General features: G+C 58.1%; 25 protein-coding genes and 4 pseudogenes. 11 read left to right on the top strand and 18 right to left on the bottom strand.

All coding sequences use genetic code 11. The features are described 5' to 3' along the window. Nucleotides 1-33: 33 nt before the first annotated feature. The 4 genes from AB6803_RS26690 to AB6803_RS26675 form a co-directional block, all read right to left on the bottom strand. Nucleotides 34-1,320: a cation:proton antiporter gene (locus AB6803_RS26690; protein ID WP_371111718.1), complete on the bottom strand. Its 1,287-nt coding sequence runs from the start codon at nucleotides 1,318-1,320 to the stop codon at nucleotides 34-36. 104 nt (nucleotides 1,321-1,424) lie between these two features. Beyond that, nucleotides 1,425-1,994 (bottom strand): type 1 glutamine amidotransferase domain-containing protein, encoded by a 570-nt coding sequence (locus tag AB6803_RS26685; protein WP_371111717.1) that lies wholly within the window; start codon nucleotides 1,992-1,994, stop codon nucleotides 1,425-1,427. Nucleotides 1,995-2,122: 128 nt separating this feature from the next. Beyond that, on the bottom strand, nucleotides 2,123-2,986 hold the full coding sequence (locus AB6803_RS26680; RefSeq protein WP_371111716.1) for an alpha/beta fold hydrolase: 864 nt from the start codon (nucleotides 2,984-2,986) through the stop codon (nucleotides 2,123-2,125). Nucleotides 2,987-3,087: 101 nt separating this feature from the next. Next, nucleotides 3,088-3,228, bottom strand: coding sequence for a hypothetical protein (locus AB6803_RS26675; RefSeq protein ID WP_371111715.1), 141 nt, complete (start codon nucleotides 3,226-3,228; stop codon nucleotides 3,088-3,090). A gap of 517 nt (nucleotides 3,229-3,745) precedes the next feature. Between AB6803_RS26675 and AB6803_RS26670 the strand changes: the two genes are divergently transcribed. Next, nucleotides 3,746-3,943 (top strand): hypothetical protein, encoded by a 198-nt coding sequence (locus AB6803_RS26670; protein WP_371111714.1) that lies wholly within the window; start codon nucleotides 3,746-3,748, stop codon nucleotides 3,941-3,943. Between the two features lie 618 nt (nucleotides 3,944-4,561). Then, the gene (locus tag AB6803_RS26665) at nucleotides 4,562-4,888 is read left to right on the top strand and encodes a hypothetical protein (RefSeq protein ID WP_371111713.1); all 327 of its coding nucleotides are present in this window, start codon (nucleotides 4,562-4,564) and stop codon (nucleotides 4,886-4,888) included. A gap of 601 nt (nucleotides 4,889-5,489) precedes the next feature. Here the strand turns inward: AB6803_RS26665 and AB6803_RS26660 are convergent. The 7 genes from AB6803_RS26660 to AB6803_RS26630 form a co-directional block, all read right to left on the bottom strand. Then, nucleotides 5,490-5,978 carry a hypothetical protein gene (locus AB6803_RS26660; protein WP_371111794.1) on the bottom strand — a complete coding sequence of 163 codons (489 nt, stop codon included), beginning with the start codon at nucleotides 5,976-5,978 and terminating at the stop codon, nucleotides 5,490-5,492. 78 nt (nucleotides 5,979-6,056) lie between these two features. Next, entirely contained in the window at nucleotides 6,057-6,986 is a 930-nt protein-coding gene (locus AB6803_RS26655) for an NADP-dependent oxidoreductase (RefSeq protein WP_371111712.1), read from the bottom strand. A gap of 259 nt (nucleotides 6,987-7,245) precedes the next feature. Continuing rightward, a complete protein-coding gene (locus AB6803_RS26650) occupies nucleotides 7,246-7,926 on the bottom strand; it encodes a BON domain-containing protein (protein WP_371111711.1) in 681 nt (226 codons plus the stop codon). 347 nt (nucleotides 7,927-8,273) lie between these two features. Continuing rightward, a complete protein-coding gene (locus tag AB6803_RS26645) occupies nucleotides 8,274-8,447 on the bottom strand; it encodes a hypothetical protein (RefSeq protein ID WP_174042346.1) in 174 nt (57 codons plus the stop codon). Between the two features lie 255 nt (nucleotides 8,448-8,702). Then, nucleotides 8,703-9,278, bottom strand: coding sequence for a cysteine hydrolase (locus AB6803_RS26640; RefSeq protein WP_371111710.1), 576 nt, complete (start codon nucleotides 9,276-9,278; stop codon nucleotides 8,703-8,705). A 343-nt stretch (nucleotides 9,279-9,621) separates the two neighbouring features. Beyond that, nucleotides 9,622-9,798: a hypothetical protein gene (locus AB6803_RS26635; RefSeq protein WP_371111709.1), complete on the bottom strand. Its 177-nt coding sequence runs from the start codon at nucleotides 9,796-9,798 to the stop codon at nucleotides 9,622-9,624. Nucleotides 9,799-9,808: 10 nt separating this feature from the next. After that, on the bottom strand, nucleotides 9,809-10,705 hold the full coding sequence (locus tag AB6803_RS26630; RefSeq protein WP_371111708.1) for an NAD(P)/FAD-dependent oxidoreductase: 897 nt from the start codon (nucleotides 10,703-10,705) through the stop codon (nucleotides 9,809-9,811). Here AB6803_RS26630 and AB6803_RS26625 point away from each other — a divergent pair. The 4 genes and pseudogenes from AB6803_RS26625 to AB6803_RS26610 all read left to right on the top strand — a co-directional run. Continuing rightward, nucleotides 10,704-10,892 (top strand): hypothetical protein, encoded by a 189-nt coding sequence (locus AB6803_RS26625; RefSeq protein WP_371111707.1) that lies wholly within the window; start codon nucleotides 10,704-10,706, stop codon nucleotides 10,890-10,892. The genes AB6803_RS26630 and AB6803_RS26625 overlap by 2 nt on opposite strands. Before the next feature lie 102 nt (nucleotides 10,893-10,994). Then, the gene (locus tag AB6803_RS26620; protein WP_371111706.1) at nucleotides 10,995-11,678 is read left to right on the top strand and encodes a TetR/AcrR family transcriptional regulator; all 684 of its coding nucleotides are present in this window, start codon (nucleotides 10,995-10,997) and stop codon (nucleotides 11,676-11,678) included. Then, nucleotides 11,675-12,538, top strand: a pseudogene (locus tag AB6803_RS26615) (class I SAM-dependent methyltransferase). Before AB6803_RS26620 ends, AB6803_RS26615 begins: the two are co-directional and overlap by 4 nt. 92 nt (nucleotides 12,539-12,630) lie before the next feature. Further along, nucleotides 12,631-12,816 (top strand): annotated as a pseudogene (locus AB6803_RS26610) (IS630 family transposase); the annotation flags it as partial. 16 nt (nucleotides 12,817-12,832) lie between these two features. Here AB6803_RS26610 and AB6803_RS26605 read toward each other — a convergent pair. Next, nucleotides 12,833-13,342, bottom strand: a complete 510-nt coding sequence (locus tag AB6803_RS26605) for a metallophosphoesterase family protein (protein ID WP_371111705.1) — start codon at nucleotides 13,340-13,342, stop codon at nucleotides 12,833-12,835. 696 nt (nucleotides 13,343-14,038) lie between these two features. Here AB6803_RS26605 and AB6803_RS26600 point away from each other — a divergent pair. Then, a complete protein-coding gene (locus tag AB6803_RS26600; protein ID WP_371111704.1) occupies nucleotides 14,039-14,497 on the top strand; it encodes a helix-turn-helix domain-containing protein in 459 nt (152 codons plus the stop codon). A gap of 77 nt (nucleotides 14,498-14,574) precedes the next feature. Here the strand turns inward: AB6803_RS26600 and AB6803_RS26595 are convergent, their stop codons facing one another. From AB6803_RS26595 to AB6803_RS26580, 4 genes are all read right to left on the bottom strand, one after another. After that, nucleotides 14,575-15,579 carry a DUF72 domain-containing protein gene (locus tag AB6803_RS26595; protein WP_371111703.1) on the bottom strand — a complete coding sequence of 335 codons (1,005 nt, stop codon included), beginning with the start codon at nucleotides 15,577-15,579 and terminating at the stop codon, nucleotides 14,575-14,577. A gap of 88 nt (nucleotides 15,580-15,667) precedes the next feature. After that, entirely contained in the window at nucleotides 15,668-17,920 is a 2,253-nt protein-coding gene (locus tag AB6803_RS26590; RefSeq protein WP_371111702.1) for a xanthine dehydrogenase family protein molybdopterin-binding subunit, read from the bottom strand. Nucleotides 17,921-17,932: 12 nt separating this feature from the next. Then, complete coding sequence (locus tag AB6803_RS26585; protein ID WP_371111700.1) at nucleotides 17,933-18,949, bottom strand: xanthine dehydrogenase family protein subunit M; 1,017 nt, start codon at nucleotides 18,947-18,949, stop codon at nucleotides 17,933-17,935. Then, nucleotides 18,946-19,461: a (2Fe-2S)-binding protein gene (locus AB6803_RS26580; protein ID WP_371111793.1), complete on the bottom strand. Its 516-nt coding sequence runs from the start codon at nucleotides 19,459-19,461 to the stop codon at nucleotides 18,946-18,948. Before AB6803_RS26580 ends, AB6803_RS26585 begins: the two co-directional genes overlap by 4 nt. 256 nt (nucleotides 19,462-19,717) lie before the next feature. On the opposite strand from AB6803_RS26580, the gene AB6803_RS26575 reads away from it, so the two are divergent. The 4 genes and pseudogenes from AB6803_RS26575 to AB6803_RS26560 all read left to right on the top strand — a co-directional run bounded on the left by AB6803_RS26575 (nucleotide 19,718) and on the right by AB6803_RS26560 (nucleotide 22,065). Then, nucleotides 19,718-20,047 (top strand): four-helix bundle copper-binding protein, encoded by a 330-nt coding sequence (locus AB6803_RS26575; RefSeq protein WP_371111699.1) that lies wholly within the window; start codon nucleotides 19,718-19,720, stop codon nucleotides 20,045-20,047. 55 nt (nucleotides 20,048-20,102) lie between these two features. Next, nucleotides 20,103-20,393, top strand: coding sequence for a DUF2934 domain-containing protein (locus AB6803_RS26570; protein WP_371111698.1), 291 nt, complete (start codon nucleotides 20,103-20,105; stop codon nucleotides 20,391-20,393). Nucleotides 20,394-20,519: 126 nt separating this feature from the next. Beyond that, a pseudogene (locus AB6803_RS26565) lies at nucleotides 20,520-21,337 on the top strand (hypothetical protein). A 2-nt stretch (nucleotides 21,338-21,339) separates the two neighbouring features. Continuing rightward, nucleotides 21,340-22,065 (top strand): metallophosphoesterase, encoded by a 726-nt coding sequence (locus AB6803_RS26560; RefSeq protein ID WP_371111697.1) that lies wholly within the window; start codon nucleotides 21,340-21,342, stop codon nucleotides 22,063-22,065. A 19-nt stretch (nucleotides 22,066-22,084) separates the two neighbouring features. On the opposite strand, the gene AB6803_RS26555 is transcribed toward AB6803_RS26560, so the two are convergent. Next, nucleotides 22,085-22,279 (bottom strand): hypothetical protein, encoded by a 195-nt coding sequence (locus AB6803_RS26555; RefSeq protein ID WP_371111696.1) that lies wholly within the window; start codon nucleotides 22,277-22,279, stop codon nucleotides 22,085-22,087. 47 nt (nucleotides 22,280-22,326) lie between these two features. Beyond that, a pseudogene (rpsU, locus tag AB6803_RS26550) lies at nucleotides 22,327-22,556 on the bottom strand (30S ribosomal protein S21). Between the last annotated feature and the right edge of the window lie 9 nt (nucleotides 22,557-22,565).

The following is a 22,565-nucleotide window of genomic DNA, read 5'->3' as shown; positions in this document are numbered from 1 at the left end:
AGTCGGATGATATGGGGATTTGCAACGTTGGGCTCACATTTCCCTCTCCGCACGTTGCAGAGTCTGCTTCTTCGATCGCATGCTGTCGACGTCACGTGCGCAGTCGATCCAGCGCATGACTGGTGTGACCGCAACCCCATGAATGAAGACGGAAATCAGAATAATCATGAAGACCGTCGCCCATAGGGTTTCAATTCGATCGAACTTTGCCTTTCCGGTCGCAAAGGCAAGATAATAGATCGATCCGAGACCACGGATTCCGAAGACCGCGATGATCAGCTTCTCAGCGCGAGCCTGTCGGCAGCCAATGAGGCTGATCCAGCCAGCGAGCGGCCGGATAACGGCAAGCGTAACGACAGCAACGATGATGCTCCGCCAGTCTACATGGGAAAGCAGCGAGCCTTCGGCAAGAACGGATCCGAAGCACACCAGCAGAACCATCATCAGCAGGCGCTCGATCTGCTCACCGAAATCATGCAGCTCACCGTGAAAGCTGCTGTCCCTTTCCGTGCCGCGCAGGGTGAGCGCGGTCACAAATACCGCTACGAAGCCATAGCCGCCGACGAGTTCAGTCGCACCATAAGAGAGACAGGTAAAGCCGAGAGCGGCTAGGCCGTCGCCGGTTTTGGCAATGCGACCCGACTTTGGGACCTTGAAGGTCAGATAACCGAGAACCCGGCCAACGAGCCAACCCATCGCCGTGCCGGAAGTCAGCTTCCACAGAACGTCGACCGCAAGCCAATGTCCGATCCAGTTCGTGGTGAAATCGCTATTGCCCGCAATCGCAATCGCTGCCATGACAAAGGGGAAGCTCAGGCCGTCGTTCAGCCCCGCTTCGGAGGTGAGAGCGAACCTGATATCGTCTTCTTCTCCTGTCTGTGGCGGGCCGACCTGGATATCCGCGGCTAGGACAGGATCGGTGGGAGCAAGGGTAGCGCCGAGAAGGAGAGCCGACGCCGGTCCAAGGCCAAGAAGCCCCCAGCCGAGCGCCGCGATGGCGGCAATGGAAACAGGCATCGCAAACACAAGCAGCCGCCAAGTGATCATCCACCGCCTCCATCCGAGCGGACGATCGATTTTCAATCCGGCGCCCATCAGTGCAACGATAACGACCAGCTCCGTCAGATGCTCGGCCAAACCGATGTTCTGAAGCGGGTTCCTCTGCGGAAGAGGCGTGAACGGTGACAGCGAGAGCACGACGCCGATGACGATACAGCAGATTGGAAGCGAGAGAGGCATCCTCCGCAACACAAGGGGCAGCCATGTCGTCAGAAGCACGACCGCGCCGAAAATGAACAGCGTGACGACATAGGCGTTCATGGAGCTATTCCCTCGCAGCGACCTGGTCCGGGCGACGTGCCGCCCGGCGACAAGTTGCGTCGTTAGGAACGTCCTGAAGGGCGCCGGGCCTCGCAGCAAATCGATCAGGCAGTGCGCGCCTGCTGCGGATGTTTGCCTTCCTCGAACTCCTCGACGATCTTGGCGCAGAAGCCGGGCAGATCGTTCGGATTGCGGCTGGTGACCAATCCCTTGTCGACGACCACCTCCTTATCGATCCACGACCCACCGGCGTTGATGATATCCGTCTTGACCGTCGGATAGGATGTGACCGTGCGTCCTTTCAGGACGTCGGCCTCCACGAGCAGCCATGGCCCATGGCAGATGACGCCAACCGGCTTGGCCTGCTCGAAGAAGGAACGAACGAAGGCGACTGTGGCCGGATTAGCGCGCAGCTTGTCAGCGCCGACACAGCCACCTGGGATGATGAGGCCGTCGAAATCGTTCGCTGAAACCTCCTTTATGGCCTTGTCGACCCAATAGCTGCCACCGGGGTCAAGGTCGTGGTTGTTGGTCTTGGCTTCGCCCATTTCGAGGCCGACAACTGTCACTGCGGCTCCCGCCGCCTCGACGGCTTCTTTCGGTTTTCTGAATTCCGGCTCCTCGGTGCCGCGCGGCGCGATCAGAATCGCGATCTTCTTCCCTGAAAGGGTCACTGGTTTCTCCATTCGTATAGTGAAGGCTGCGATGAAGTCATCGCAAAGAACCAAACCCTGGAAGGCTTTCTAAGTTCCAGATTGCGTCGCGCGCCGAACAGCCACCTCGACCACATGCAACCTGGGGCTTAGCAATCGCTAAAAAAACGGTGGAGTGATCGTGCAAGATCAGTAGGGTTTTCTTCCGCAACATGATGTCCGCTCGCGATACGATGCCCGCTTACCTCGGTTGCCCAATTTTTCCAGATTTCCATGGGGTCGCCGAGGAGACGCTCGAGATCGTCATATGTTGACCATAGGCAAAGCAGGGGGCAGACGACCCGCCGGCCTTCCGCCCGATCCCGCAGTTCATCGTCCCGATCCACGGTCAGCCCCGCTCTGTAATCCTCGACCATTCCATGAACGACTGCGGGATCATGGATTGCCGCCAGGAGGTCTTCATAGGCTTCCCGATTCATCAGCTCTGATTTGATCCCGTCGTACCAAGCGTCTGGATCAGCATTGATCGCCTGTTCCGGTTTGTGCCGTTGGGCGAAGAAGAACCAATGATACCAGTCGCGCGCGAAACGCCAATCCAACCGTTCGAGGTGCTCAACGATTGGAATACTGTCAATCACGGCTAATTTCGTGACGAGTTCCGGATAATCCATCGCGAGCCGAAATGCCACGTAGCTTCCCCGATCATGTCCTGCGACACCGAACCTTTGATGCCCCAACATCCGCATCAGCTTGACGCAGTCCAGCGCTTTTGCGCGCTTTGAGGAATGACGGCTATCATCCGTGTCCAATGGCTGGAAAGATTTGCCGAAGCCCCTCAGATCGGGACATACGACGGTAAAATGTGGGGAGAGCAAATCTGCGACGTAGCCCCATGTCATATGGGTTCTAGGGTGTCCGTGGAGCAGCAATAACGGAGGTCCGCTGCCCCCATGGCGAACCCGCAGCCTGCCAGGCCCGATATCGATGTTGTCGAGAACCATTCCATTGAACACATGAACCTCCGAACACGCCTTCCAAAGGCCTACGTTTTTCCGCCTGAGACGATGCTGGTCGACGATTCTTCTTGCCAGGCGGTCTCTTGTTCACCGTCGCGTCATCCGATCCCGTAAGCACCTTCGGCTTGGCGCTGATGACCGCTGTTGTGGCTCTTCTTGAGCAGCTTGCGATATTGACCCTTCGCGCCCTTATGGATGTTAGACGCATCGTTTCCGCCAGGATTGTCCGATTTTGCCATTTGCCTGCCTCCTATTACACGGCTCCGTCGTGACGAGGTGTGTCCCTGTCCAACATCAAGCATTCGATTCCGCGCCTTTTGAACAAAGCGTTTGATGACGATTGGTTCCGAAGTCTTGAGGATTTCGCCAGCATGCCAGGACCGTTTGAAGGGTAACGAGTATCGGAACACTGGATCGATTTGGAGAGATTTCGGGGTTGGAGACGTCCATGTCACGTTGAGGAGTGTATTGCCCGGTCAGCCGAGCGAGGCGCTCAACAACGGTGTTGAAGGGCTGGCATCCCAGGCAAGAATACGGACGATCGGCTTGATCTGAGGTTTTGACTGTATCCATGTGTACGCAACCGCACCGAGCGGTTTGGCGAATTGTTTTCGAAGCTAGTTTGAATATATTTCTCGCTGCACACGCACCAAACACCATGAATTGCCAGATCAACGGTCGCCAAGCCCGGCACCGAGGAGGTTCGCAATGATGCTCTGCAGACCAATATATCCTCAGGATTTCAAGGTTCTCTCGATGGCTGTTCAAAGCTGGTATCACCATTTCGACGTGAGGGCTTGCCATTACAATACGGAAAGACTTTGCGTTGCCGCCATCGCGCTGTTCAACGATGGGAGGACCGGCGTCGAGGAGATCGCCAGCGGCTTAATCGAGATGTTTCCTGCCCCTTATCTATTGAAGATCAAAGCTCCAACCTCAATGGCGGTGTACTAGTGGCGGCCATCATCGCACCTGAACGCTTCTGCGCGCCATGCTTTTGCAAGCCTTCTATTCGATCCGTCCGAGCGGCTTTTGATGGAGCGGCTTGAATACAATTGGCGGCTTACCGCCGCATAGTTACTTCAGCGACCGTTGATGGCAGCGAGCGCCGTGGCGGCATCCATCAAACTTTCCCGATCCGGATTGTGGGTTTCACCGCAAGCAAGCCGTGTCGCCCGCTCGGCAGCCGCGCGGCCGCCCATTCAATCCGGCGATGAAATCATAAAAAGAGATCCGTTGACGTCGCATAGTGTCGCTCCCTTGGCATTTCCATAGAATCCGGCGCTGATGATGGCATAGCAACCCGCATTCAGGCGCCAAGGAGCATGTCAGCGCACGGTGGCGCCGGTCGATAGGCTGACGCTGGCAGCGGCAATGTTTTCAACATCGTTGCCCTCCCATCATATGTGGAACGAGGACGGATGGCGGATGATTGGACGCCATGAGCTTGTCGTTGGTCATCGACATCAAGTGATTGGGAGGTCGGATCCGTCGCCTGCATTCGTCCAATGCGGGAACCTCCGCCAAGCTTTGCGGTTGGGTTTGGGTTGATCATACCCAAGGAGAAAGATTATGTTTATAAAAATGCTCTCGGTTTCCGTGCTTTCGCTGTCGCTTGGTCTTGCAACCGCAACCGTCGCCCAGCAGAGCGGCAACGATAACGGCTCCGGCTCGTCCTCCGGTTCCAACTCCTCGAGCGGTTCGAACACCAATAGCAATAAAGGTGGCACCAGCAACAACGGCGTCAGCGGTGCTTCCAATAATGGTGGTAGCCGCAGCGACACGTCAAAAGATGGCGGCAAAGCCAGTGACTGCAATGGACAGTCCACTTCGAAAAATACCACCAACATGAAACAGAATCAGGCCGCCAATCCGGCCGCGACGGCAAGCTGCCAATAACCAATAAGAAGATGCAGAGGCAGCAACCTTTCGGCTGCCGCCTCGCTTCCGGCCGCCTTCCTCAAAAGTTTAACGGCTACCACGCTCATGTGGCGAGGATCGCTATGCCGTCCATACCCACTTATTTTCACCAGATATCTGCGGTCCGTGAAGCTCGTTAGCGCGGGTGTTTGTGTACGCGAACGAGACGTCATACATGTGATAACGAAGAGCTTGGGCGAAATGAATCCGGGAACGCTCGAAACTGAGGTCGGCTGTTGCAAACGCGCTGCAGATAGCCGCGGAAAAAGCAGAGGAGCCTGGCGAGGCGCTTGCTGCCGCCAACTCCAGGTTTTTCGCATGCAGTCTTCGGGACTGCTCGTCCGAGCTTGGCACAGGCAACTTGAAAATAGGCGAGCTCCTACTGGAGCAGGGCATCATCTTCGTAAGTCTGTTGAACATCCGCGCGAAGGACCTTCCCACAGTGCATTGAGCGCAAATCATCACCTACCTTTGTGAAGCAGAATGCCGCGACCTATTTTGAGATGCCTCCGGCATGCTGGTCCCCGTCCATTCCTGTGCTCCCGCCGTTCACAATCTGACCGGGTTGAAGGGGAACGGTTCAGCGCGTCGCGCCGAAAACATAGGCGATGGCCGCTGCGACCGCTATCGCCGTCAAAGGTTGCGCCCGGATACCGGCTTTGATGTCGTGAACCACGCTCCGCGCGCCCGTCTCGGGAGCGTGGATTGGCGAGGCAAGATCCGACGTCGAGTCCGTTGTTCTGGAAGCCTCTTGCCCGATCGCTGGCATTTTTTTGTAATTTGAGCCTTGTGCTGACGGGGTATCTTCGTTGGCAGAAGGCAGAGCATCATCGCCGGGCGGTAGGTCCTCGCTAAAAGCGTCGAAATTCGGCTGCTGTTTCACACGATCCGCCGCTTCGGCATCTGCCCGGCCGATCGGAACCGCGCTGTGGGTGGCTGAAACCGGATCGGACGCCGGAAAGCTATCCTGAAGTCCGGTGTCGAGGTCGCCTCTTCGCAGGCGATTCCGCTGCTCTTTCTGCTCTTTTCGCATGGACTGGACTGCTGGGGAGTTGTTAGGCATCGATATTTCCTCCACTGCGCTTTTCATGATCGTGCCAGCGATTGCTGAGTGCTGAGGCTGGCCGGCGCTTTCCTAGGTGCATGACTAACCCAATACTTTTAGAACGATCTTGCCGCGCACATGTTTGTTTTTCAGTGTTTCCTGCGCTTTCGCGGCCTGCGTCAGGTCAAAGGTGCTGTCGACCACCACCTTGATTTTTCCAGCGTCAATCAACTCCGCGATCTTTTGCAACTGAGCGCCGTTTGGTTGTGCCGTATAGCGGCCGACGCGAATGTTTTGCTTTGCCGCTCTATCGCCGTCAGGCTCTGAAAGCGTCGAAATCAACGCACCACCCGATTTCACGATTTGGAAGCTGCGGTCCTGAGTATCGCCGCCGATAAGATCATATACCACATCGACCGGATCCACGATGTCTTCGAACCGTTCCGTCTTGTAATCAATGACCTGATCGGCGCCCAGACTTGTTGCAAACTCTTTGTCGGCACCCGAGACCGTGGTTGCGACCCAAGCTCCGCTTGCTTTGGCGAGCTGGATCGCGAAATGTCCCACGCCGCCGGCGCCACCGTGGATGATGAGGCGCTGGCCAGCCCGTAGGCGGCCATGATCGAACAGACCCTGCCACGCGGTAATGCCGACAAGAGGTACGGCGGCAGCATCGATAGGATCGAGAGATTTTGGCTTCATGGTGATTTCACTGGATTTCGCGACGACGAATTCCTCGTAACCTCCGTTTTCTGGAGAAAGAAAAGCAAATACCTCGTCGCCCATCAGGAAGCTCGAGACCTCGTCTCCAATATTCGCAATCTCGCCGCAGACATCGCGTCCAAGCACATACGGAAGCTCACTATCGGTAACTGCCGGATATTTGCCCTCGCGCATTTTCGCATCGGCGGGATTGACGCTGGCGGCAAGGACCCGGATGACAACTTCATTGCCAGTCGGAATTGGTTCCTCGATCGTTTCGACCTTCAAGACTTCGGGACCGCCGAAGCGGTGGATACGAACGGCTTGCATCGTTTTTCCTTCCGAAAGCTGAAATCAGTCCGGCATGTGAACGATCAGCGATCGGGTGGCTGCTCATGATTGGCGGCCGGAAAATTGGACATAGATCGTATCTTCGTCACGCGGACTGCCCACGATCTCCCATCGTATGTTGCCGCAAGGCCTTTCGCTCTTTAACGCCGCCGCTGGCTTGCGGCGACGCCCGGATTGACTTGGGAGGCAGGGATAGTTTTCAGGCCGAACTGTTTTGCCGTTGGCTGGCGAATTCGCATCAGGTATTGAGGCCGCCGACAGTCTCGTCGCCGGTCTTGACCCGAAGATTGTTTTGTACATGCGAAACGCCAAAGACGTCATCGACTATGTCTTCGGCCCGCCGCTTGTCCTGGCGGCTGAAAACGAATCCGCCCAGTGTCACTTCGCCGCCCGTAACCGAGACCTCTATGTCGGATGCGTCAAGAAACGGAGCATCCGTCAGTCGATCATTGACGTCTTCCAGGATCCGTTCGTCAGTGCGCTTGTAGCCCTTTGGGCCCTTGCCACGGAACTTGTCCATTTCGCGGCGGTGAGCGGCTTGGTCATCGCCGAACCAGGATGCAACTTCGTCACCCGCGCGATCCATGAAATCGCGCTGCGGAGGCTGGTCACCGCGCGAACGTTCGAAATTATATTGACGTGCATATCCACGTTCCGGATCGTCAAATGAACTGTCGCGGGAGGTGCGTCGCCCGGTGCGATCGGAGTAGCCGTAATCCGAATAGCCGAGATCATCGGTTGTCCAATTGTCTCGATCGCCTGCGAAATAACGATCCTGATTATTCGAAAAGCGCGGGCTTCCACTGTCGCGATCGGCGCCGTTCCGGTCCCAGTTCCGAGAACCGCGCTCGCGAGGCCGATAATCCCGATCCATGCCTCGGCCGTAGCGATCATTGCGAGTTTCGTAGCCGTCTGCCATGGATATTCCTCCTTGATTTTCTGTGTTTCCCGCTTTCAGTCGGTCTTGCCGTTCAGCAGGAGATTTCTTCAGGTCGAAATTCGCATCGAAGGTGTCGTCCACTTCGATAGTGTTTGTTCGTCGATTGCGCGGAGTGGCCGCTCATGCGTCTCGCGCCCGTCCTGGCCGCGCCTCGTCGCCGCCTCGAACAATCATCGAACAGCAATCGAATATGAAAGTTCCCGTTTTCAGGCGGATTCTGGAAATTTTTGGTTTTCGGGCTGGAGCGCATCGCAGGCGAAGGACCAATCTCCTTGCGAAAGTAAGCTCAGGCGTACCAAGCCTTAAAACCATCGACCGTCAGCATCTCAGCTGTTTGAAAACATGATAGTGCCGTTGACGAGCCATTCTATCAACACGAGCAAGGCGACAATGACGAGACCCAGCACCAACAGGTAGCCGGCGCGTCGTCTCTTGGCGCGCTGCGGCGCATTGTCGGTCGGCGACACGATCGGATCCTTCTTGCTCGGAACGTCGTCCATTTTGTTCGATCCCTTTATATTCGGACGGAATCTTCCCGCCGCTTCTGAAGCCCGGCAACACCAGACTTGTAACTTCGATGAAACTAAAATGTTCCCGTTCGAGCGAACACCGCCGGTGCAATGACGAGATGCTCGGTAAATCGGTGAAAGTGAGGGATAGTGCCAGTGTTCCAAAGATGGATCGAAGGCGCTGTCGGACCATTCAGGTCCGGCTCGCTTTGACCCTGCGATGAAGCGATCCATGGCGGCGGAATCTTAGAGGTTGCTTAGAAATTTCTCTGTCGTGACGAGATCCAATTGCACTGAAAAGCGATCGCTGAGAAGCTCGAGCGAAGCGTCATGCGTTTCGTCGGCGGCGCTGCAGACCGCATCCCTCAGAACAACGACACGATAGCCGAGATCGATAGCTCCAAGAGCGGCAGCCAAAACGCAGATATCAGTCTCTCCTCCGCTCAGCACGACGGTATCGACTGCTTCTTTCGAAAGCACGCCGTGCAGTTCTCCGGTTATCCATGGCGAGTAGGTCCTCTTGTCGAAGATGCGCGCGGGGGGGGCGAGAGCCTTCAGCGACGGCACGAGATCAAGGAGAGCGGGGTCGAGACGCTCTCTGGTCATCATCCACCATTTTTCATAGTAGGGCCGCCACATGCCGCGCACGTCTTCCGGCCGCGACGGCGTCATGAACCTCGTGAAAATCGTTCTATCGCTATGCCGCTTGGCCAGCTCTTCGATATGCGGCGACACTTTTCGCATCCACGGAACGTGCCATGGGGTCTCCTCCGCAAACACCCGCTGCATGTCGATGCAAAGATGAATCCAGTTATCGCGCATTCCCATCCTCCATACATGGTCTCAACTCCTGTCGAGACCTGGAGGTTCCCGCAATCAGCGCGGTCGGCCGGAGATCGCCAGGATTGCGTCGGCAAAGGCTCCCGGCGCTTCGCGTGGCACGAATTGTCCCACGCCATCGAGCAAGCGACGCTCGTGTGCGCCGCATTCGATCCGCTGCGGCGCGGTGACGCGGGCATCATATGTGATCAGGGCGCCCCAATCGTGGCCAAATCAACTCAACGGGTGGCCCCGAAGACCAGCGGTCGATCAGGGCGAGGACGTCGCTGGTGAGGGATGCGAAGTCGAACGGCCCCGCGGTCGGGCACGGCGCGTAACCGCGAAGCTAGGGTGCAACGACGTGACGTCCACGGCGGCCGAGCTCGGCAAGGAACGGCTTGGCGGTCGGCGGATGATCCGGGAAGCCGTGCAAGACGATCGTTGGTTGGCCATCGGGATCACCACCCTGCAACGCGTGAAAGGTGCCGTGTGGCAGGTCGAAAGTGACGAGTTCGAACTCCATCTGTGTCATCTCAAACCAGCATCGACTGCTGGGCGAAGATACCCGCCATCGCGCCGTGCGACGATGCCAGGGTGACCGATGGCGGCGTGATGGGGTTGGCGAGGTCGCCGGCGGCGTAGATGCCGGGCATGCTGGTTTCGCGGCGCTCGTCGACCTTGAGGATGATGCCGAGAGGTGTTTTGACCGTGGCGAGCCCCAGTGATTCATGCAGGCTTGCGGACGGCTTGTTGCGCGGATGCGCGAACAGGATGTCGACCGCGACATCGGGGCCGGTATCGAGCTTGACGGTGGCGTTATGGGCCCCGCGTCGGGCGATCCCAGTGATCCGGCCATCGACGACAGGGACGTCGCGGCGAGCCAGATCGGCCCGGATATCGGGCGGAATATCGTGACCATCGGCGAAGACCGTCAACCTGTCGGTCCAATCGTGGAACAGCCTGACCTGATTCATCGACTGCGGGCCGGACCAGACGAGACCCCAATGCTGGCCGGCGACTTCAAAGCCGTCACAATAGGGGCAGGGCACAATGGATGTGCCCCAGCTTTCGGCGAACCCCGGAACATTGGGCATCTGGTCGACAACGCCATAGCTCAGGATCAGGCGGCGCGCGCCAAGGCTTTCGCCATCGCCAGTGAGGACGGAGAAATTGTCGATGGCGCCGGAGATGCTGTCGGCCCGGGCATTGACCAGCCTGATCGTGGGATAGCGCGCCAGCTGCTGCCGCGCCTCGGCCAGAATGTCCAGCGGTGGCTTGTGATCGTGGCCGAGCAGACCATGCGAGTGGCCGGCGAAGCGGTTGCGCGGCAGGCCGGTATCGAGAACGGTGACCTTGCGGCGGGCACGGCCGAGCTGCAGGGCGGCGGCGAGGCCGGCAAAGCTGCCGCCGATGATGATGACGTCATCCATGGTGATGGGCTCCGTGTTGAGGATGGAGGGGAGTGGGTTTGGTCTGGCGCGAAATAGCGTCCAGCGATACGCGCCCGAGACGGGCAGCGAGCAGGGCTCCGGCATCGCCGAGACTGTCGCCGATCACTGTATTTACCGGCCGGACGATGCCGCATTCGATATCGCCGAGCGGCCTGGGGAAACTTGATTTGGAGGACATTGTTAAAACCCACCCATTGGCTTGCACATTTTAGATACTATATGGTATCGTAATACAAGCATTTGGATACTGTCAAGGACTGTAATTATCGTGACCCAAAACAGCCAGGCCCGGCGCGGCCGCCCCGCCAACGAGGCGCTTAGCCAAACGATAGTCGACGCCGCATGCGAACTCTTTGTGGAATTGGGTTTTCAAGCGACGACATTGGACAAGGTCGCCCAGCGAGCGAGGATATCCAAGCTCAGCATCTATCGGCACTTCGCGAACAAGGAGGCGCTGTTCAGCGCAGCCATCGCAGCCCACTGCCAACAGTTTGCACCACAGGCTCTTATTGAAAGCGTCGGCGGTTCGGCAGAACATCAACTCATGGCGGTTGGAACATACCTGCTTCGCACGCTGTTGAGCCCGGACGTCCGCAGTGTCGAAGCCATGATCATGGCCGACAAAACGAATCAAAATTCATTAAGCAAGCTCCATTATGAAGCAGGCCCTGCCTATGTCATCGCTCAAATCGAGGCCCTATTGCGTCAGTTGCACGCGAAGGCGGCTCTGAACGTGCCCGATCCTCTCCGGTCGGCCCGCTTGTTTGCCGCGCTTATCAAAGGATCCGATCTCCTGATTATCGCACGCTTCGATCAGGCGAGAGCAGAGGACGACAACGAAATCGAATCCTATTGCCGGTCGGCTGTCGCCATGTTCATCGCCGCGCACGGTGGCAACAACGCCGGGGCGGATAGCCTGGTCAGAACGGATCAGAAAAGGGATATGGTATGACGCAGAAAAATGTTTATCAGGTAGCCGACTGGAAAGGCCACAGCGGGGAGCGCTGGGTCGCCTACCATGCCCGGCTCGATGCCATGATGGCGGTGTTCGGCCAGGCTGCGATCGAAGCCGCCGCGCCCGCCAGGGGCGAACGCGTGCTCGACGTTGGCTGCGGCGCAGGGCGTCTAGTCTGGATCTCGCCGCCCGGGTCGGCGCGGGGGGCCATGTGCTTGGAGTGGCATATCCGAACCTTTGATCGGCAGAGCGCGCGCTCTAGCGCCGCAGGATACGCCGGCCCTGTTCCAGGTGGCCGACGCCAGCAGCGCCGAGCTGCCCGAGGGCGCGTTCGACATCCTGTTCTCGCGCTTTGGAGTGATGTTCTTTGACGATCCTACAGCGGCATTTGTTCACATGCGCCGTGCGCTCAAGCCGGGCGCGCGGGTCGCTTTCGTCTGCTGGCGCGGCATGGTCGAGAACGATTGGGTGCGCTTGCCGATGGGCGCGATGAAAGGCATCCTCCCACCGATGATGCCGCCCGGTCCCGAAGCGCCCGGCCCGTTCTCGTTTGGCGACCAGGGGCGCGTGGAGCGTATTCTATCGGCAGCTGGCTTCACCGATGTAGCTATCGCGCCGTTCAATGCCTCCATCACGTTTGGCGAGGGGGAGACGCGGGACGCGGCGCTCGACAACGCGGTGAAGATGACACTCGAGGTCGGCCCGCTGTCGCGCGCGCTCGCTGATCAGCCCGACGACATCCGCGCCCGCGCCTCGGCCGCGGTGTTCGTGCCGCCTTCGCGGGATGCCCCGGCGAGCGGTCGGTGATGATCAACGGCGCGGCGTGGATCGTCACGGCGCGCAATCCGGCAAGCTGACAAGGATTAATACGGCCCTCTTGCTGAGTTAGACACTTGAGCTTCCCAAATGACGATGAATCAGAATCTCTCTTGCAAACGGGAGGTTTGCGATGGGAGCAGCGATTTCATTACGGGCGGATTCTGACGCGGAAGGTCTTCGTCGTCTGGCCCGGAGCAAGCATGCGGCGCAGGCGCGTCGTCTTTTGGCGCTTGCCTTGATCTATGGCGGAGGCTCGCGCTCGGATGCAGCGCGTCTTGGCAATGTCACCCTTCAGATCGTGCGTGACTGGGTATTGCCGTTGCGGGGCATGCTTAGCCCGTTGGCGCCGCTCTGCCGCGCGAGGCCAAGATCTCGGCAAGCCGGACCGGTCGCAGACCACGGACATCGACACCGACGTCGTATTGTCGCGGGAATGGTGCCAGTTTGCCATGCGAGTGGCCATGAAGGTTGATCGCCTTCTTGCCCATCTTGTTCCAGGTCCTGAACGGATAATGACAGAGGACCAACAACTGATCGTCGATCGTAAGTTCGGAATAGTGTTGTGTGCTCGACCAACCTCGGGCCTCGGTCACCGCAGGCGGATCATTGTTGCCGATAATCAGATGCTTCTTGCCGTTGAGCATCGATAGCAGCTGATCGGGATCGCCTGCCCGTGACGACATCAGATCGCCAAGGTGCCAAACCTCGTCGTCGGGCTCGACGGTCTCATTCCAGTAGCGGATCAAGGTGACGTCGTGGTCGGTCATATCGGGAAACGGGCGATTGTCGATCCGCAGAACGCGAGAATCGCCAAAGTGAGTGTCGCTGGTAAAATAGATCATCTGCCACACCTGAATTTCTGCATTAGGATTCTTCAGTTCGCAGAGGAATCGCCAAGAGTGAAACCGACGGCCGCCGCTTGAAATCGGCGGCGGCGTTTCGGCTATCGTATGTGCAGTCAATCGCTGGCGGGCCGCAAAGGTTCCGGCGCAAGTGCGTATCGGCGCATTTCATGACCATCCAACGCCTCCGGACGTTGTCGAGCCCGCTATCGCGACAAAGCTGTCTCAAAGCAAATCGCTGCGGAGACGGAGAAGATCGGTAGGCGTCAAGGTTAAAAATTGGAGATCTGCTTGAGGATTGGTTTGCACCTGGGACCGGCATGAACCCGGTCAGCAAGATCGCTCTCGACAATGCCGAGGGTTATGGTCGGCACTTCGAGTGCGAATTCAAATATTATCCGGAGCGCTACGAGGGCGTGTTTTGGAAATTAGTGCCGGCGATTTAGGTTTTGGATCGCTCTATGCTCGCAGCGCAGGTGCCGTGGCATTGCCAGCACCGGGCACCATTGTTTTGTACGGTTTCGGACAAAGCGCCAGCTGCCGTTGATTTCATATGCAATTCGCTCAATTTTGACAGGTCTTGATCGCTGCTGAGGACAAAGCGAGTGGGCAAATCCAGAACTTTCATGATTGTGGCGGAGCACCGCATCGCGGATGACCTCTCTTCTCCAGGAATAGGGTCGGTCGGATTCCGGCATGAGTAGCGTTCCCTCCGGAAGACGGCACGATGTTGCGTCGTCAGATGGACCGGATCGTCATCCCGTGGATATTTATGTTGGGCAGCAAATTCAGCTTGCGCGAAAAAAACGTGGAATGCCCCAGAAGTCCGTCGCCAAATGCCTCGGTTTGACATTTCAGCAGGTGCAGAAATATGAATACGGCGCCAATCGGGTCAGTGCGTCCATGCTGTTTGGAATAGCGATGGCCCTTGAGACACCCGTTGCCTATTTCTTTGAAGGCCTGGCCGATACGGACGAGGGCGAGCCGGTTTCGGAAGAAGAAAGAAAAATGATCGCGGCGTTCCTGAATACGGTGGAGGGCCGACGGCTGGCAAAGGCGTTCGTGTCGGCAAGACTGCGAATCCGCCAGGCCGTTGCAGCGCTTCTCGAGGCTGAGGTAAGGCTCGGACAGGCAGCGTCGGAATCGACGGATTGATCCGTCTGACCTGCTGTTGAACGTTCAACCGTAACCAAACGGCCGTGGCGATCAATGTGGAATTGTCGCAGATGCCACTAGAATCCGGCATGGGCGGGTTTGACCGCCTTGGGCGCTACGGGGCCGGCCAATGCCGGCAAGCCTCTTCGACAACCAGGTCGCGGCCGCGTTTTATCTCTTTTTGGAAGCGCTTCCGTGGTGGGGACCGCGACGCCGAGCCGATCGGCCAGCGCGCGTGCATCCGCCGGCGCGCGGACCTTCACATCATTGTCGAAATAGACGTAGACGTCACGGCCGTGGTTCGATCGCTTCAAGGGGGAGAGGACGCGGTTGGCGTTTTCAGGCTCGCGCCCATCTGCCCAGGCGGCGATCCTCTCTGCCCATACGTCCAACGCCTTATTATCATAGCCACTGACATAGAGTTCTTCCGAACCATGCAGGCGGCAATAGACGAAGTCGGCGGTCACATCCATCAGCAGCGGCCACTCGACCGTGTCGGCACAGACAAGCCCGATCTTGTGCTCGCGCAGCAAATTGATGAAGTCCGCATCGACGAAGCTTTCGTTGCGGATCTCGAAAGCATGCCGGATTGGCTGCTTTTTCTCCGTCTCAAGCCAATCACGACCGTCCAGCCGCTCATCGTGTCGGCGGGCAAGCTCTGCCGCGTCCTTGGTATCTTTCGGCAGCAGTGTCATGAAGTGCGAAAACAGGTCGGCGTCGAAACGCATCCGCGGCGGAAACTGCCAGAGGATTGGTCCAAGCTTTGGCCCCAGGCGCAACAGGCCGGAGGCGATGAAATTGGCAAGCGGAGTTTCGACATTATGGAGCCTGCGCAGATGTGTGATATAGCGCGAGCCTTTCACCGCGAAGACGAAATCATCCGGCGTTTCGTCGCGCCATTTGGCGAAGACCTCGGGGCATTGCAGTCCGTAGAACGTGCCGTTAATTTCAATGGACGAAAATTGGCGCGAGGCATAGCCGAGTTCGCGCTTCTGTGTGAGGCCCTGCGGATAAAAAACGCCGCGCCAGGGGGCATAGGTCCAGCCTGATATGCCGATGCGGATCGTGCCTTTGTTTTTCATGTGGTAGGAACTGCGAGATTGACGACATGTTCCAAGTTCGGCGACCTGATGTCGTCGCCTAAACGGCCACTTGGCGAGATGTTCACTCTCAATCGCTTTCTCGCACATCAGAAATCTTGTCGATCGTGATCGGAAAATGGCGGATGCGTTTTCCCGTCGCATGGAAGATGGCATTGGATATGGCCGCGGCGACACCAATTATGCCGATTTCCCCGAGACCCTTGACCCCGATCGGGCTTGCTATGGTGTCAGTCTCGTCGACGAAGATCACCTCGATATCCTCGACGTCTGCGTGGGTGGGAATATGATATTCCGCGAGATTATGGTTCATGATCCGGCCGGTCGCATGGTCGATCATGCCCTCCTCGTGAAGTGCCATGCCGATACCCATGACTACGCCGCCGAGAATCTGGCTGCGGGCCGTCTTCGGATTGAGGATACGTCCGGCGGCGATTGCGCTGACCACGCGCATGACCCGCGCAACGCCAAGCTCCTCATCCACCCTGACTTCGGCGAACACCGCCGAATGGGTATAGCTTGAGAATTTCCCGGCCACGCTTTCGTCAGGGCTCACCTGTCCCTCCTCTTCAATGGAGGATATTCCGCGCGCATCGAAAATGTCACTGATCGCCACGCCGACCTGATGGTTCCCCGCAAGAACCAGGCGGCCATCCTCGACCGACACCTCATCGGTGGAGGCGTTGGCCAGCGGCGATGCATCCATTGCCTGCGCGTGAGCGAGCAAGGTTTTCCGGACGGCGAGCGAGGCTGCCTGCACGGCGGAGCCGGAGGATGCGGCGGTCCATGAACCGCCTTCGACGCCAGTTTTCGGCAGGGTGGAATCGCCGATCGATACGATGACTTTTTCGGTCGAGATATCAAAGACCTCGGCAGCGATCTGGCCGAGGATGGTGTATGTGCCGGTGCCGATATCCGAGGCGGCGGCCTCAATCACGACCTGGCCGTCAGCAAGCAACCGGACCTTGGCGGCTGCAGGCATAAGGCTCGCCTCCCAGATGCCCGTCGCCATGCCCCAGCCGATGAGATCATCTCCCTCCTTCATCGATCGGGGTTGCATCGGTCGGTTCGACCAGCCGAACAGGGCGGCGCCCTGTTTGTAACAGACGTCGAGCGCCTTGGAGGTGAGTTCCTTTCCTTGGTTCTGATCACGATCCGCAAAATTGCGCCACCGCAGGTCCAATGGATCGATTCCGATCTCGTAGGCGAGTTCGTCCATCGCGATCTCCAGCGAGGCAAAGCCCGTGGCTGCCCCCGGCGCGCGCATGTCGCCCGGCGTGGAGACATCCAGTTCGACGATCTCATAGCCGAGATGGACATTGTCGCATTTGTAGGCGAGGCCCGACCAGTTAACGATGACTTCCTGGTAATCCTCGTAACGAGAGGTAGCCTGCACCGCATTATGCATGATCGATTGGAGCCGGCCTTCTCCGTCGGCAGCCAGGGACACTGTCTGTATCGTCGCTGGCCGCCAGGTGAGATAGAACATCTCGCGCCGCGACATCTCGACCTTCACGGATCGCTGAAGGTCGAGCGCCGCCATCACCGCGAAAAACAGCTGATGTTTGGGCCTGAGGGCGGCACCGAAGGCCCCACCGACAAAGGCGTTCCTGACGATGACTTTCCGTGGATCGAGATCGAACACGTTGCAGATATAGTCGTGCGTATTCTGCGATCCCTGGGTCTTGTCATGAATGGTAAGCTCGCCATCGCGCTCCCACAATACGGTGGAGCCGAAAAGTTCCATCGGATTGTGATATTCGCCTTCGAGACTGTAATCGGCGGATATCTTGAAGGCGGCGCGCTCGAAAGCACCATCGGGATCGCCGCGCGGCTCCGGCGGTGGTGGCAGTCCCTTTCTCGGTTTTGCCGGAATGTAGCTTTCGCGCGCCTCGCGCGCGATATCGGTATGTGGCTCGGCGTCGACATAGCGAATGCGGACGAGGGCTGCGGCGTCGCGGGCAGCTTCATAGGTTTCGGCGATGACAAGCGCGACCGGCTGGCCGTCGAACAGTATGCGGTCGTTTTCGAGTGGCCGGAATGGATGGCCGGGAAGAGCGACTGCATCCTTCCATTTGCTGTCTCGCCAAGCTGCTTTCGGGCGATTCTTGAAGGTATAAATCTTCTCGACGCCAGGAAAATCCTCGGCCTCCTTGAGGTCGAAATCGGCAATCCGGCCGGTCGAGATCGTTGCGGGAACCGCCACTCCATGCAGCATTCCGGGTTCGTGATGCTCGGCGGCGTATTTTGCCTGGCCCGTCACCTTAAACGGGCCATCGATACGGGGAAGCGAAACCCCGATGATCTTTGTTTCGCTCAGCATGTCAGCGCCTCCTCATTGCGGCATCCTATCGGGCCCATCCGCCGGTCGACGTGTTGCTGCTTGTCTCAACGCGCGAACGACGGCTTTGCGGGCGAGCGGGATCTTGAAGTCGTTGCCACCTCGGCCTTGCGCCCCGGCGAGCAATCGTTCCGCGATGCTCCCAAAGGTCGCTTCATCGGCCGGCGCGCCCGCAAACTCCGCTTCCACCAAAATGTCACGCCACGGTTTATGTGCGACGCCGCCGAGCGCGACTCTAAGCTCGATGATGCGATCATCGATGAGCTGCATCGCTACGGCCACCGAGACCAGCGCAAAAGCATAGGAAAGCCGGTCGCGAAGCTTCAGATAGCTGCCACGGTTGACGAGGTGGCCCCCCTCGAGCCGGATGGCGATGACGATCTCGCGTTGACTTAACGTATTATCCTTTTCGGGATGATCGCCGGGCAGGCGATGGAATTCGCTGAAGGGAATGTCGCGCCGGCCTTGTGGTCCTTCCACTTCGACAACGGCGGCGAGTGCTGCCAGCGCCACGCACATGTCGGAGGGATGCACGGCAATGCATTTGTCGCTGGCGCCTAGAACGGCGTGGATGCGGTTGATGCCGCCGATTGCCGGGCATCCGGTGCCGGGTTCGCGCTTGTTGCAGGGCGATGCGGGATCGTAGAAATAATAGCAGCGCGTCCGTTGCAGGAGATTGCCGCCGGTCGTCGCGACATTGCGAAGCTGCGGCGAGGCGCCGGCCAGAATGGCGCTCGTCAGGAGGGGGTAGTCCCTCCTGACGCGAGGATCGTAGGCAACAGCCGAATTGCTGACGAGCGCGCCGATCCTCAATCCACCATCCGGCAACTCCTCGATCTGGTTCAACGGAAGACGGCTGATATCGACGATCGCCGAGGGGTGCACGACATCGTACTTCATCAGATCGACCAGGTTCGTGCCGCCTGCGAGAAGCTTTGCTTGTGGATCGGACATCAACGCCGTTATCGCGTCGTGAACGGTGTCGGCGCGGCTATAGGAGAAGGGGTTCATTCGGCAGTCTCCCGCGCTGGTTTCGCCGCCTGCCGGCCCATCACCTCCTCGATCGCATCGACGATATTGGTATAAGCACCGCAGCGGCAGAGATTGCCGCTCATCAGCTCCCGGATCTCCGCGCGATCATGCGCATTGTTTTCCGCTATCAGGCCGACGGCGGAACAGATCTGACCCGGCGTGCAATAGCCGCATTGATAGGCATCATGCTCGACGAAGGCTCTTTGCAGGGGATGCATTGTATCTGGCCTGCCCAGGCCCTCGATCGTGGTGACCCTGGAACCATCGAGGCAAGCCGCGAGCTTGAGGCATGAATTCACCCGTTCGCCGTCCACAAGAACAGTACATGCGCCGCATTGGCCGTGGTCACAGCCCTTCTTCGTGCCGGTAAGCTCAAGATCGCCACGCAACAGATCCAGCAGGGTAATCCAGGGATGGGCATCGAGTTGCAGACGATCGCCGTTCACGATGATCGTGATGGAACAGGTTGGGTGCGGAATGCTGATGTCCATGGGAACGCGCCTTTCGCCGTCAATAGAGGGAGATCGTTGCGGTCTAACTGCAGGACATAGCGATTGTTCCGTCTGAGGAGCGAGGCGCGATGTCGATGCGCTGCGCTCGGGCAGATCAGGGAGCTTGCCGATCACATGCGGCCATTCGAGATGCGTGCGTCTTCGCTCCTCTTCGGGTTTGAGGAACATTCGACAGTTCCCGTAGTTCGAAGATTGGATCGACGCATTTCGTCTGACGAGCTCAAGGGATATTACAATGCACCTGGATAACAAGGTACAGCAATGTATCGACAATTGCCTGCGCTGCCACAGTGTTTGCTTGTCTACGGCAATGAACCATTGCCTGGAAGCTGGCGGCAAGCATACCGAGCCGCGACATTTCAAAGTGATGATGGCCTGCGCGGAAATCTGCCGGACCGCGGCGCATTTCATGCTGATCGGATCGAGGCATCATCCACATGTATGCCGTGAGTGTGCGGAAATCTGCAGCGAATGTGCTGTGGATTGCGAGCGTATCGGCGATATGGACGAATGTGTCGAGATCTGCCGCGTATGTGCTGAAAGCTGCCGCCAGATGGCGGCGTGAACTGACCCCGTGCCAACAGCCGATCTCTCAGCAAAAAACTTTGATGGAGAAGAAGATGGAAAGCTCAAGAGAAGACAAGGTTCGCCTGCGCGCCTATCAGATATGGGAGGACGAAGGACGGCCAGAAGGCGAGGCCATCGCCCATTGGTATCGCGCCGACAGCGAAATCGAGCCGGAAGAGCATGCGGGCCAACGGCAAATGGACTCGAAACCCTCCGAGGGAGAAGAGACGGAATCGGCGACCCATGCGATCGAGGCACCTCAGATGCCGCCGAATAGAAGGCGCGGGCGCACACCGCTTTCAGGTGTTGCCGATAGCTGGAAGGCGCCGGATTCAAATCCCTGATGTGGTTGTGCTCGCTTTGACCTGAATTGCCGTGCAATGGCGATAGCTTGAACTCCCAGCCGTCCGCTTGGAACGACGGTTTGTCGGAGGTGTTGCCCTTTTATGTTTTCGCAAAAAGGTGGTCAGATGAGTACGCCGATGGATATGGATCCACACGACACGCACCATTTGCTGATGGAAGCGAAGGCGATACCGTATCTGATCGATCCGGACGCCGAGCCCTTTGTTGCCGCCGTCGTCAATGACCTCGCGGGATCACAGATCCCATTCCTGGTCGCGGGTACCTATGCCGTCAGCGCCTACACTGGAATTTGTCGGCCAACGAAGGATTTCGACGTCTTTTGCAAAGCGGGCGACTATGCGCGCATTCTCGCGCATTTCCAGGAGAATGGCTACTCGGTGGAGGTGAAGGACGAGCGTTGGCTGGGGAAGGTTTCGAAAGGCAAACATTTCTTCGATGTGATCTTTGCATCCCCGAACGGCACGATGCCAGTCGGCGATGATTGGTTGAGGATGTACGGCAGATCGAGATGGGCGGTCGTTCCGTCCGCATCATCAGCCCCACCGAACTGATATGGTCGAAATGTTTCATCCAGCTTCGTCACCGTTATGACGGCGCTGATATCGCCCATGTGATCCTCAAGGCGCACGATAGGATCGACTGGCGAAAACTGCTGGGATATCTGGAAGTGAACTGGGAGGTTCTTTTGATCCATCTGCTCAATTTCCGCTGGATCTACCCTTCCGAGCGCGACAAGATTCCGGATTGGCTGATGGATGAACTGCTCGGTCGCCTCGAAGCCCAGCGCGACCTGCCTCTGCCACGGACGAAGATATGCCGCGGCCGTATGTACTCGCGGATCGATTTCGAGATCGATGTGAAGGAATGGGGCTTTGCCGATGTGGGTGGCGATGGCGAGTTGCGTGGCGAGAAGGAGAATTGACAATGGCCCGAAGCCAACCGCGGAAATTGAGAATTGCCGCTGTTGCCGATCTTCATGTCAAGGAAGATCGTGAACAATCATACAAGGAATTGTTTGCCGAAATTTGTTCGAGAGCCGACGTGCTGGTGATCGCTGGCGATCTGACCGACCTTGGCAAGGCGAAAGAGGCTGAATTGCTGGCCGCCGACCTGCGGAACTGTACCGTACCGGTGGTAGCGGTGCTCGGCAATCATGATTACGAAAGCGGTTCTGTGGATGAGGTGACGACTATTCTGACGGATGCTGGCGTAAAGCTCCTGAACGGGCGGGCTATCGAGATCGAGGGGGTTGGGTTCGTGGGCGTGAAGGGTTTCGCCGGAGGATTCGGGCGCCACATGCTAAGTTCCTTTGGAGAACCCGCTATCAAGGCGATGGTTGCCGAAAGCGTCGACGAGACCATGAGGTTAGAGAATGCGATGCGTCAGGTTCGAGCCAGCCGCTCCATGGTGGTGCTTCATTATGCGCCGATAACCGAAACGGTCGTCGGCGAGCCGCCGGAAATTTTCCCTTTCCTGGGCTCGTCACGACTTGCCGAAACGATCGACCGGTTCAAGGTGGATGCGGTTGTTCACGGACATGCCCATCGAGGAAGCTATGAGGGGCGGACGCCGGCCGGCGCGCCAGTATTCAACGTTGCTGCCCACATCGAAAAGCCAACGGGAAAGCCCTACGCGCTTATCGATCTTTAACGAGCGGGCGAGCCCCGGCCTAGTGAACGCTGGGTGAGTTCACGGCCGTCGCAAAATCCTCCGCCGTCAATTCGCTGATCGCGATCAAGACTTCCTCGCGGGAAAAGCCCGACCTGATCGCCCGTTCGATCAGGTCCAACAGTTCCGGCTCTATGACATCGCGGCAGTCCTCGAGACGTTCTTCCGAGATTGTCAGATTATCCAATTCATACATTTCTTTTCCTTTTCGTCCTCTTTGGCGCCGGGTTGAAGCTGTGTCCGTCAGCGCGCGGACGATCTTCGCCGAGGAGTGGCGATCAAGCCCTCGCCCATTCCGCGTGGCTTTACGGCGCCGCCTGACAGCCTGCGCCTTTCCCCGATTGCGGCGTTCGGACGGTTTCTCATAGGCGCGCCGTTCCTTCATCTCCCGGAACAACCCTTTCGCGCTGCATTTTCCTTTTCAGTGCTCTTAGCGCCTGATCGATATTATTGTCTCTTACCAGAGCTTGCATATGGTTCTT

The organism is Rhizobium sp. RCC_161_2 (assembly GCF_041355235.1).
Taxonomy (GTDB): domain Bacteria; phylum Pseudomonadota; class Alphaproteobacteria; order Rhizobiales; family Rhizobiaceae; genus Rhizobium.
Note: the sequence above shows the minus strand (reverse complement) of the source record. Positions and strands in the feature narration are given on the sequence as shown.